Below are 11,771 nucleotides of genomic sequence, written 5' to 3' on the forward strand. Positions count from 1 at the left end.
AAATACATACCTAAAAGAGCAATAGCATGTATATTATGTCCTATGTTAATACGGTATGATGATCTAATTAAATGATGATTAAGCTTATTCAGTAACCATATTTTCGATAATACCATCTCTCATCCAAAGCTGTCTATCTGCTTTCTTTGCCAATTCTTTATTATGTGTTACAATCACAAATGTCTGATTGAAATTATCTCTTAATTCAAGAAATAATTGATGTAATCCCTCAGCATTTTCAGAGTCTAAATTACCACTTGGCTCATCTGCAAAAATGATCAAAGGATCGTTGATTAAAGCTCGAGCAATAGCACATCTTTGTTGTTCGCCACCCGACATTTCAGATGGTTTGTGGTCTGTTCTATGACCAATGTTCAGCATTTTCATCAGTTGAACACCTTTGTCTTTTACCTCCTCAAGTTCTTTTCCAGCAATGAGTGCAGGCATGCAAACATTTTCAAGAGCAGAAAACTCAGGTAATAAGTTATGAAATTGAAAGACAAATCCAATCTTTTCATTTCTAAATTGAGCCAATTTATCACCATTTAATTTAGTAACATCTTCATTGTCAATCCAAACACTACCTTCCTTTGGTGTGTCCAATGTTCCTAAAATTTGGAGTAGTGTACTTTTTCCGGCTCCCGAAGCACCCATAATTGAAACAATTTCATTGGCATGAATCTCTAAATCGATGCCTTTAAGAACGTTCAACTTCCCGTATGATTTTGTGATCCCTTTCGCTTTCAGCATAGTTTGTATCATATTTGAACCCAACAACCATCATGTCATCATCTTGCTCTACACCTTCTTTCCAATCATGGAAAATTTGATGTAGCTTTTTACATTGTTCAGCCATAGGTAAAGAGGATACTTCAATAAGTAACTTTTTGAATTGTACTTTTTTGAATTTTTCTCCTTCCGCATTAAACTGATTTGCAAATCCATCAGAAAATAAATAAATCGTTGCTTCCTCGTTTAATTCGAAATCAATGTTATCAAACTGAGGGGTAACATCATTAAAAACAATTCCAATACTACAAAAATTACTCTTGATTGTTCTTAATTCTCCATTTTCTATGATAATGAGCGGTCGTCTTGCTCCTGCAAAATTAATTTTTCTTGTGCCTTTTTCAAAACGACAGCAAGCGATATCCATTCCATCACTAATTAAGGTGTTGGCATCTATTTTAAGTGCCTCTTTTAGAGAGGAATCCAATTTTGTTAAAAGTTCTGCACCAGTGATATTTTCGTTATCATGAATGATTTGTTCAAGTAATTGATTTCCTACAATAGAGATCAATGCAGCAGGAACACCATGATTAGTACAGTCAATTAGTAATAGAAAAATATATTGATCATTTTCATGCATCCATACAAAATCACCAGTCACTTCACTTTTTGTAATTGTAAGGTTAAATGATCTTGGAAATAAGTCAACAAAATGATGATCACATCCAATAAGTGCTTTTTGTATAGTAGCTGCATATTGGATACTTTTTCGAACTTTAGTATTGATGACTTCTAATTCTTCACTTTTTTGCTCTATTTCATTTTTGGTCTTTTCTACTCTTTCTCTCGCTTTTACAATTTCTCGAGTTCGTTCATCAACTTTCTTCTGTAAGATTTCTTTTTGATCTCTTTCCTGTTTTAGGTAATAGTAAAAGAAATAAAAGATGATAAATAATAGTGAGAGAGTAAATAATGCTATCACACTTCTTTTTTGATAAAAAGGCTTGTCAATTTTAAAAGAAAATGACCTTTCGTCTTCTGAGGTTACCCCTCCAGCATTTACGGCTCTTAAAATGAAATTATAATCTCCTGGAGGAAGTTTAGTATAAACGGCTTGATTATTTGATGTAGGAGGACAGAAGTTATCGTCAAATCCTTCTAATTTCCACTGATACTTAATCTTATTGGGGACATTCATGGATATCCCAACAAAGTTGATAGTGAGGTGGTTGTATTCTGGTGGTAGAATTGCATTAATAGGTAAATGCGTATCAGGATCAATACCTTCAGAATAGTCTTCCCAAGGGATATTATCAGAAAATACTAAAACGTTCTTATATAAAATCTTTGGTGTTTTTGTACTGTAAACCTGATGGTTTGGATTGATCTTTACCGCTCCATCCTCAGTGCCAAACCATAAGTTGCCTTCAGGGTCGATAGATCCACTTCCTCTTTCATAACCTAAAGCACTAAATCCTTCGTCTGCTCCATATCTTTCTATTCGAACAATGTCATTTTCCAATGAAATAAGATGGTTTATAGAGGTGTTACTACCTGCCCAAATATTACCTTTTTGGTCAATATTAATCGTTCGAATGTTTGTAGAAGATAAATTCTCTTCCTGAAAACTAATTGCTGGAGAATTAATGTCTCTAATCTTGCAAATTCCACTCTCAGAGGTAGCTATCCATAACTGACCTTCTTTATCAAATTTTAAATCGTTGATATAAAGACTTGGAATCGATTTATCTTTTTTCTGAAAGATTTTTTTCACATTCCATGCCGTATCAAGATATACTAAACCTTTACCCATTGTTCCTAGCCAAATGCTTTTGTCAATAGGAGAGACCACCCCTTTAGAAATTCTATAGTTTTGTAGATATTGATTTAAGTTGACAACTTCCTTTAAAGAATCCTCTTTTATTTCATAAATATGATTTAAAGCGCATACATAAATAGAGTTGTTTTTCTCAAAGAAAGTAGATGGGTATTCGTTAATATCATTTTTTTCCTTGGGACTTAGGTTCTTCCAAAATCCATTTTCAAGACGATAAACACCGTAATCAGAACCAATAATATACCTGCCTTTTTTGTCTTGAATGATGTCAAGAGATCTTGTACTAAGCGGTAAAGCAACTTTTCCAGAGAATTTATCATTTTTGATAAAGGTTAATGCTCTTTCAGATCCAAGTACAGTAGTTGTATCAAAACTTTGATAAGTTTCTAAAATATCAGAAGCAATACTGAAATTTTTAGCATACAGTGTATAAATATCATTATTATATCGATAAAGTCCTTTTTTAGTTGCCAACCAAATTCCTCCATCATCATCCTCTTCGATATCATTTATTTGACGTGCTAATCCGTTCTCTTTAGAGATATTTCTTTTGATTTTTATCCCCTTAGTAATATATACCCCATTAAAAGTAGTACCGACCCATAAATTCTTTTGTGAATCTTCGGCCATACATCTTACTTTCTTAGATTTTAATATTTTGAAAGCACCTTTAGAAAAATTCTTCTTATTATATATTACCACACCATCGGTGGTACCTAAAGCAATTCTTTGATTGGATAGGTGTTGAATAGTAGTGATGTTGTCACGAATATTATATTGTTGTACAATAGAATCCCCTTTGTATACAAAAAGACCTTGCCTTTTAGTACCTACCCAAATCAACCCATCTTCATCAGAAGCTATTGCAGTGTACGTTATTTTTGGATTCCCCTCAAATGGATCTAACTTATAGTAGCTAGTCAGTCTAAATAATTTATGGTTAAGAGTGACTCCCCAAACAGTTTTAAGGTTTTTATCAAATGCGATTTGCTGAACTCTAAAAGATTGGGTATCATTTTCTATATAACTTTTAATTTTTCGATTATATATATAGTTTAACCCATTATTGGTAGCAACCCAAATACCACCCCTTTCATCCAGCTCAAAATCATTGACGAAATTATTAGATAAACCATTGCGTACATCAAATACATTAAATGACTGCCCATTATTAATGTTGATACCTGCATCTAATGTTCCAATAAGAATAGCACCATTATTAGCTTTAATTAAAGTATTGCAATTGTTCTGACTTAAACCGTCATGAATACCAAAAGAGGATATATTGTATTGTTGTCCAAAAATGCTTGCAGAACAAAAAAGAAAAGAAAGGAAGCAAAAGAGTAATCGGTGCATATGAAAAGTGCAAAATAATTTTGCTAGATTATATCTCACTATATGATTAAAAAGTTTATTCTTTAATTTATGATACACATCAAATTCTAATGTCATAAAGTCAATGATGATGCATGTAAATAAATTATAATACAAGATAAGTGATTAATATTACTTAGCTGATATAGACGATTAATAATTTCAAAAAATGCTTGTTTATTCTAATTAATCTAAAGAAAACAGGGGGGAAGGGTTCAAAAGGGATAGTAGAATACTAAAAATTGTTTTTCAAAAACTCAATAAAAAAAGTAGTTCATAGGGTTTGTATGAATACAAAGACCTATAAACTACTTAATTTATTAATAAGTATTGTCTTAACTATTGAATTACTTAAGACTTGATTTTCTCTCGATCAGATTGTTTTGAACCACTTTTGTAACAGGAGTGAATTCAATGTCGTTTTCTTCAGACTTTATTTGTTTAAATAAAATCTTAGCGGATTGTACACCAATATCAAATCCTGATTGTTCGATAGAAGATAATGGTGGATCTAATAATTGAGATAAACGCCAATCACCAAAGCCAACAATAGAAATATCTTCTGGTACTTTTTTGCCTAGTTCTTTAAGGGCATTCATTGCACCAATAGCTGTAACATCATTATTAGCAAAAATTCCATCGAAGTCTAAATTCTTTCCAATGATGTTTTTAACAGTATCTTTTGCTTCTGAAAGAGTTCCTTCAGGGCATGGGATGATAAGATTTTCATCAAGAGGAATGTTATTCTTAGCTAAAGCTTCTTTATATCCATTTAGCCTTAAAGAACTAATTGATAAATTATCTGGTCCACTGAGATGGACAATTTTTTCACATCCTTGTTTCACTAAATGATCAGTGGCAACAAAAGCTCCTTGAAAATCGTCAGTAATCACTTTACTAACATTTAGATTATCTGATACCCTATCAAACATCACTAAAGGAACACCTTTGTTAACAATACTTTCTAAGTGTTTTAATTTCTTGGTTTCTTTGCAAAGAGAAATAAGTAACCCATCGACTCTACTCGAATACATTGCTTTCACATCAACCTCTTCTTGTTCCGGAGATTCATTAGAAATACAGATCATTACATTGTATCCTTCTTCATAAGCTACTGATTGTACACCAGAAATGACATTGGCAAAAAAGTCGTGAACAATTTCTGGAACTATAATACCAATAACAAAAGATTTCTTATGTCTTAAACTTAATGCGAGAGAGTTTGGTTGATAGTCCATTTCCTCAGCAAGTTTATTTACTGCGTCCTTAGTTTCTTGGCTGATATCGGGATGGTTTTTTAAAGCTCTAGAAACTGTAGACTTTGATATTCCAAGCTGATTCGCGATGTCTTGCATCGTGTATTGTGCTTTTCTCATGCTGAATTTTCCTATAAGTAGAGTAAAAATTGTACTGATATGTGAAAATATATGCAATAGATGGGAAATCACCTACTCATTTTTAATTTTTTGTAAAAAATTGCGCAACCGATTGAGGAGATTTAATGAATTTAAATGTTGTGTTTTTTCATGTTGGCTTGAAAAAAAATATGAACTTTTTTTTTTAAAATGAATGGTTGGGTTTGTTTAGATATTTTTAATTATTTAAGATTTGTTTATAAGTGACTAATTTACAATTAAACAATATAAAAATTTAAAAAATTGAAATTATACAGTATAAAAATTTCAATAATGATATAAATATGGAATAATAGAGTGCACGAGGTTTTATTATTGAAATCGGTTTCGGAAGATAATTTTAATTTAATTAGTCAAAAAAAAACTTAAAATGTCAATAAATATTTCTTTGTAGTATAAATAATAGTCGCTATTTTGCATTATCAATCGGACGCAAAGTCTGTTTGGTAATTGTATTATTTGAAGATGAAATTTTGTTTACTATATATTTATTTAAATATCAATTAAAAAAAATTAACCTATATATAGTTATAAAATGATAATCTAATTTTAATACTTGTCTATTTGTCTAACTGTTTAAGTATGAAAATGAGCATTAACTCTACAAAGCAATTTGCTGCGACGATGCTACTTCTTTTATTCTCTTTAGTTGCTTTTGCACAAGAGAGATCTGTAAGTGGTACTGTAGTAGATGAGAATGGCGACCCACTACCTGGTGTTGCTGTATTGGTAAAAGGTACAACTAAAGGCGGTACAACTGATTTTGATGGTAAATTTAAAATCACTTTAGCCGACGGTGAAGATGTACTAGTTGTCTCTTACATTGGTTACAAAGCACAAGAAGTTACTGTAGGTACTTCTACTAATATTGATGTAGCAATGGAAGTGGACGCGGAACAACTTGAAGAAGTTGTAGTTATTGGTTACGGTAGTGTAAAGAAAGAAGATGCTACTGGTTCGGTTCAAGCTATTACAGCTGAAGATATGAACAAAGGTGCAATCACATCTCCTCAAGATTTGATGATCGGTAAAACTGCTGGTATTCAGATTACTACTTCAGGTGGTGCTCCTGGTGCTAATTCTACAATTAGAATTAGAGGTGGTGCATCTATGTCTGCTAACAATGAACCATTAATTGTTATTGACGGAGTACCTGTTGCTTCTGATGGTATTAGTGGTATGGCTAACCCATTAGCAACTGTTAACCCAGATGATATTGAGACTTTTACTGTTTTAAAAGATGCTTCAGCTACAGCAATCTATGGTTCAAGAGCATCTAATGGTGTCATCATTATTACCACAAAAACAGGTAAAGGAGATCAAAAATTAAGAGTTGATTATTCAAGTAAATATTCTGTTGGATTTACTTCTAACAGATTAAAAGTTTACAATGCTTCTGAATATAAAGATTTAATAAATAACACTCTACATTCAACTGATACAGAACTTGATCAAGCTGCTAGAGCTGCACTTGGTGATGCTGATGTTGATTGGCAAAATGAAATTTATGCTCCAGCTTTTGGTATGGACCAAAATTTCAGTTTTTCAGGAGGTGTTAAAAACTTGCCATACAGATTATCAGTTGGGTACAACACACAAGATGGTGTTTTGAAGTCTGATAATATTCAAAGAACTTCAATTGGATTAAGCTTAACTCCTAAATTTTTTGATGATCATTTGAAAGTTAATTTCAATGCAAAAGGAACATATGTTGAAAATAATTTTGCAAACCAAGGAGCAATTGGTGGAGCAATTTCATTTGATCCAACACATCCAATTAGATCTGGCAGTGAAGCTTGGGGTGGTTACTGGCAATGGTTAGATCCAGATACAGGTAAGCCATTAGCTTTTACTCCTGTAAACCCTGTTGCTCAACTTGAACAAGTTTCAGATCGATCTTACGTTAAAAGAGGAATTGCAAATTTAAGCCTTGATTATAAGTTTCATTTCTTACCTGATTTAAGTGCTAACATGAACCTTGGTATTGATGCATCTAATAGTAATGGTAATAAAATAACTTCACCTGATGCTTCTTGGGTATACCAAACTGATGAAATTAGAGGTGAAAGAGAAGTTTACAATCAAGAAAAGAGAAATACAGTATTTGATTTTTACTTAAAATACGCCAAAGAAATTGGGATTCATAGGTTTGATGTTATGGGTGGTTACTCATGGCAACATTTCCATAATGAAGGTAAGAATTACAAGAATGACTTCTTCAATAATCGTCCAGATCCACTATTGGACTTGCCATTTGCTTCTGAATATTATTTAGTTTCTTTCTATGGTAGAGCTAATTATACTTTAAATAACAAGTATCTATTCACTGCAACTGTTCGTCAAGATGGTACTTCAAGATTCGCCAAAGGAAATAGATGGGGCTTATTCCCTTCATTAGCTTTAGCTTGGAAACTTGATCAAGAAGCATTTATGAGTGGTATTGATTGGTTAGATGAATTAAAAATTAGAGCTGGTTGGGGTATCACAGGTCAACAAGACATAACAGGAAATGATTATGTAGGTTATGGTACATATACTTTATCTAACAATGGTGCTCAATATGTATTTGGTGATACATGGTTTAACACATATAGACCAAATGGTTTCGATCCTAATTTGAAATGGGAGGAAACACAAAACACAAACATTGGTATTGATTTTAAAGTACTTGATAGCAGAGTTTCAGGTTCATTTGACTACTACCATAGAGAAACAACGGACTTAATTAATACAGTGACAGTTGCTGCTGGTACTAACTTAAGTGATAGAATTGTTTCAAACGTTGGTAGCCTAGTAAATTCAGGTGTTGAATTAAACATCTTGACAATTCCAGTTCTAACTGATGACTTCTATTGGGAATTAGGAGGTAACTTTACTTACAACAGAAATGAGATTACAAAACTTACAACTGTTGATGATCCTAACTATCAAGGTTTACCTACAGGTGATGTAGGAAATGGTAACTTCCTTCAAATCCAACAAGTAGGTCAATCATTGAATTCATTCTATGTTTATGAGCAAGTTTATGATCAAGCTGGTAAACCATTAGAAGGTGTATATAAAGATCAAAATGGTGATGGTATAATTAATGCTGATGACAAGATCATTTATGGAAATTCAGTTCCTGATTATCTAATTGGTGTAAATACAAGAATCAACTACAAAAAATGGGATTTCTCTTTAAGTGGTCGTTTCCAGTTAAATGCACAAATCTATAATTCTGTTGCTCAAGGTAATGAGAATTGGAATAATGTATACAATGCTTCTACTAGAGCTCTTTCAAATAGATTAAGTAGTTCTGCAAATACCGGATTCTTAAATACAGATGAAATTAGAATCTTCTCATCACATTGGATCGAAAATGCTGATTTCTTCAGATTAGACAATGTAACAGTAGGATATACATTTGATTCAATATTTGGTCTACAAGATACCAACATGAGAATGTATCTAACTGGTCAGAACTTATTTGTTGCCTCTCCATATAGAGGTTTAGACCCTGAGGTATTTAATGGTATCGATAGCAACATCTATCCTCGTCCTACAACAATTTTATTTGGACTTAACTTAGGATTTTAATTGAATTCAAAATGAAAAAAATATTTAAATATATATTGGCATCTTTTGCATTAATGAGTATTACCTCATGTGTAAATGATCTAGAGGTAACACCAATTGACCCAAACATTACATTTGAATCTCAAGTGTTTGAATCTGAGGAAGGTTACTATCAAGTACTAGGTAAAATTTATGCTGGTTATCATGTTGCCGGACAAAAAGGTAATGATAATGAAAGTGATGTTTCAACAATTCCAGATGGAGGTCAGTCATCATACTTACGTAACTATTGGAACTTACAAACTTTACCTACAGGTGAAGCATTAAATGCTTGGAATGATAATGGTTTAGTTCCATTACAAAATGGTGCATGGTCTGCAGATAACCAGTATGTTGCTGGTATGTTCTACAGATTGTATTACATGATTGCGTTAACAAACGAATTCCTTAGACAAAGTTCAGATAGCAAACTTGATGAAAGAGGTCAAGGTGGTTTAAAAGAAACTTTAAAACAAGCAAGGGCAGAGGCTCGTTTAGTTAGAGCAATTACTTATTACCATGGTATTGATTTATATGGTCAAATGAGTGTTATTACTGAAGGATCTGCTGATCAATATCCAACTGCTATCAAAGGTAAAGAGCTATTTACTTGGATTATTAATGAGTTAAATGAGATTGAATCTCTTTTACCAGAAGCTGGTCAAGCAGAATATGGAAGAATGGATAAAGGTACACTTTGGATGGTGAAAGCTAAAATGTTCTTAAATGCTAGACCATTCACTGGAGAAGATAATCCATATGATGGTGTAACAAGTATGAACGAAGTGATTACTTTAACTGAACAACTTATTGCAGCATATCCTTTAGATTCTAACCTACTAGATGTATTTTCAGTTGGTAACGAAACTGCAACAGGTATTATTCATAAAGTTCCATTAGACCCTGTAAGAACTCAAGGTTTCTCAGCAACACAATATGTGATTTCAGCTGGGACAAGTTCTACTTATAATGATTGGGTAGGTGTCGCTCAGAACGCTGCTTGGGGTGGTAACCATGCTACTAGATCAATTTATGATAAATTTACAGGTAGACCTTCAGGTGACAAAAGAGGAGCAACACAATCATTAGGTGATGTTGGTGGTAATGCTAACAATTTAGATTTTTCAACTTTACTTGTAATTAACGCAGGTTTAGAAGTAGATGATCCATTGAATTACACTCAAGGTTTAAATGTATTCAAATTTAAAAACAGAAAATCTGACGGATCATTCCCTGATATTGCTGAAAAATATTTTGTTGATACTGATTGGCCATTATTTAGAATTGCTGATGCTTATTTAATGTATGCAGAAGCAAAATTAAGAGGTGCTTCTAATGGTACTGATGCTCAAGCTTTGACTTATGTTAATGCAGTGATTGCTAGAGCATATGGAAACACTTCTGCTAATATTACTTCAGCAGATTTAAACCTTGATTTTCTCTTAGAAGAAAGAGGACGTGAATTCTATTGGGAAGGTTATCGTAGACAGGATCTAAACAGATTTAACAATAGTTTTACTTCACCTACATATTTATGGCCTTGGAAAGGTGGTGTACAAGGAGGTAGAGGTTTAGATTCTTACAGAGTAATTTATCCTATTCCAACTCAGGAGTTAGCAGCAAATCCAAATGCTAAACAAAATACTGGTTACTAGAAAAAAATGTAGAGAAATGAAAAAACTATTTATATATTTTATAAGTTTAGTCCTTAATGTTGTTGCTTTTACAGCATGTAGTCCCGATAAGGAACTATTGACAATTAAGTCAGAAAGTGAAGTAGCGGCTCCAGAGATAACTAGCCCTAATGAAGGTGATGTTATTGTTTTAAGTGCTGATCAAGCATCTGAAACTGCAATCTCTATTGAATGGACTATGGTCGATTACGGTGTTGCTGTACAGACTCATTATTCTGTACAAGCAAGAAAAGAAGGTACAGAGGAGTATACTGAAATTGCAAATGTTACAACTGATTCTTTAGTTTTAGATCATGCCGGGCTTAATGAAGCAGCATTGTCTTTAGGACTTAGTCCCGATGCAGCATCTAACATGGATATTGTTATTGCAGCATCTGTAAATTATCAATTGGAAACAAAATTCAGTGATTCAGTAAAAATTAATGTAACTCCATATTCAACAATTTTCCCTTCAATTTATATGATCGGTCAAGCTGTTGGAGGATGGGATCCTGCATTAGCAGTTGAAATCGCGAATACTGGTGACCAAGGTGTTTACAGAACAAATGCATATTTTGATGCAACAGGTGATGCATATTTTAGATTCTTCAGTGCTCCAGATTGGGGAAGTAGTATAGGTGGTCCAGCTGCATTTCCTAATTATCCAACTGATTTATTAGAACCTCAACCGGGTGATAATAATGATGATAACTTTAATTTTATTGGTGCTACTGGATGGTATGATATTAATGTTAACTCTAATACTGGAACAATTACAATGACAGCTTTAGATTCTCAACCTGTTTTATATATGGTTGGAGATGTAACGGCTAATGGTTGGAATTGGAATGGTACAACTCCTACTCTTGATTGGAGCGGTCATGAGTTATACATTAAAGATATAGATTTAGTACAAAACGGATCGTTTAGATTGTTCACAAGATTTGAAGATTGGGGATCTGGTTTTGGTCATGATATTATTACAAATTATGACAATACACAATTGACACCTCAAGACGGTTCTTCAGACCCTAACTGGACTTTCTTAGGAGCATCAGGTACATATGAAGTTAAGGTTGATATGAGAGCAGCATCAATTGTTCTAACTCAAAAATAATCTAATCTTTATATAGACTACTAATTGTA

General features: G+C 32.8%; 6 protein-coding genes. 3 read left to right on the forward strand and 3 right to left on the reverse strand.

Annotated elements, in window-relative coordinates:
- Positions 1–84: 84 nt before the first annotated feature.
- The 3 genes from MY04_RS03090 to MY04_RS03100 all read right to left on the reverse strand — a co-directional run bounded on the left by MY04_RS03090 (position 85) and on the right by MY04_RS03100 (position 5,316).
- Positions 85–750 (reverse strand): ABC transporter ATP-binding protein, encoded by a 666-nt coding sequence (locus MY04_RS03090; RefSeq protein ID WP_066206165.1) that lies wholly within the window; start codon positions 748–750, stop codon positions 85–87.
- Positions 698–3,922 carry a two-component regulator propeller domain-containing protein gene (locus tag MY04_RS03095; RefSeq protein WP_066206168.1) on the reverse strand — a complete coding sequence of 1,075 codons (3,225 nt, stop codon included), beginning with the start codon at positions 3,920–3,922 and terminating at the stop codon, positions 698–700. The genes MY04_RS03090 and MY04_RS03095 overlap by 53 nt, the downstream gene beginning before the upstream one ends.
- A gap of 365 nt (positions 3,923–4,287) precedes the next feature.
- Positions 4,288–5,316, reverse strand: coding sequence for a LacI family DNA-binding transcriptional regulator (locus MY04_RS03100; protein ID WP_066206171.1), 1,029 nt, complete (start codon positions 5,314–5,316; stop codon positions 4,288–4,290).
- Between the two features lie 627 nt (positions 5,317–5,943).
- Here MY04_RS03100 and MY04_RS03105 point away from each other — a divergent pair.
- The 3 genes from MY04_RS03105 to MY04_RS03115 are packed head-to-tail and all read left to right on the forward strand — an operon-like array spanning position 5,944 to position 11,742.
- Positions 5,944–8,934 (forward strand): SusC/RagA family TonB-linked outer membrane protein, encoded by a 2,991-nt coding sequence (locus MY04_RS03105; protein ID WP_169055519.1) that lies wholly within the window; start codon positions 5,944–5,946, stop codon positions 8,932–8,934.
- 11 nt (positions 8,935–8,945) lie between these two features.
- Positions 8,946–10,607, forward strand: coding sequence for a RagB/SusD family nutrient uptake outer membrane protein (locus MY04_RS03110; protein WP_066206177.1), 1,662 nt, complete (start codon positions 8,946–8,948; stop codon positions 10,605–10,607).
- A 16-nt stretch (positions 10,608–10,623) separates the two neighbouring features.
- Positions 10,624–11,742 carry a SusE domain-containing protein gene (locus MY04_RS03115; RefSeq protein ID WP_158297533.1) on the forward strand — a complete coding sequence of 373 codons (1,119 nt, stop codon included), beginning with the start codon at positions 10,624–10,626 and terminating at the stop codon, positions 11,740–11,742.
- Positions 11,743–11,771: the final 29 nt, after the last annotated feature.

This window comes from Flammeovirga sp. MY04, assembly GCF_001682195.2.
In the GTDB taxonomy this organism is placed as follows: Bacteria; Bacteroidota; Bacteroidia; order Cytophagales; family Flammeovirgaceae; genus Flammeovirga; species Flammeovirga yaeyamensis.

Bases quoted from the DNA above. Each gene is read 5' to 3' on its own strand.
- MY04_RS03090 (WP_066206165.1), bottom strand. From the start codon at position 750: ATGCTGAAAGCGAAAGGGATCACAAAATCATACGGGAAGTTGAACGTT.
- MY04_RS03095 (WP_066206168.1), bottom strand. From the start codon at position 3,922: ATGCACCGATTACTCTTTTGCTTCCTTTCTTTTCTTTTTTGTTCTGCA.
- MY04_RS03100 (WP_066206171.1), bottom strand. From the start codon at position 5,316: ATGAGAAAAGCACAATACACGATGCAAGACATCGCGAATCAGCTTGGA.
- MY04_RS03105 (WP_169055519.1), top strand. From the start codon at position 5,944: ATGAGCATTAACTCTACAAAGCAATTTGCTGCGACGATGCTACTTCTT.
- MY04_RS03110 (WP_066206177.1), top strand. From the start codon at position 8,946: ATGAAAAAAATATTTAAATATATATTGGCATCTTTTGCATTAATGAGT.
- MY04_RS03115 (WP_158297533.1), top strand. From the start codon at position 10,624: ATGAAAAAACTATTTATATATTTTATAAGTTTAGTCCTTAATGTTGTT.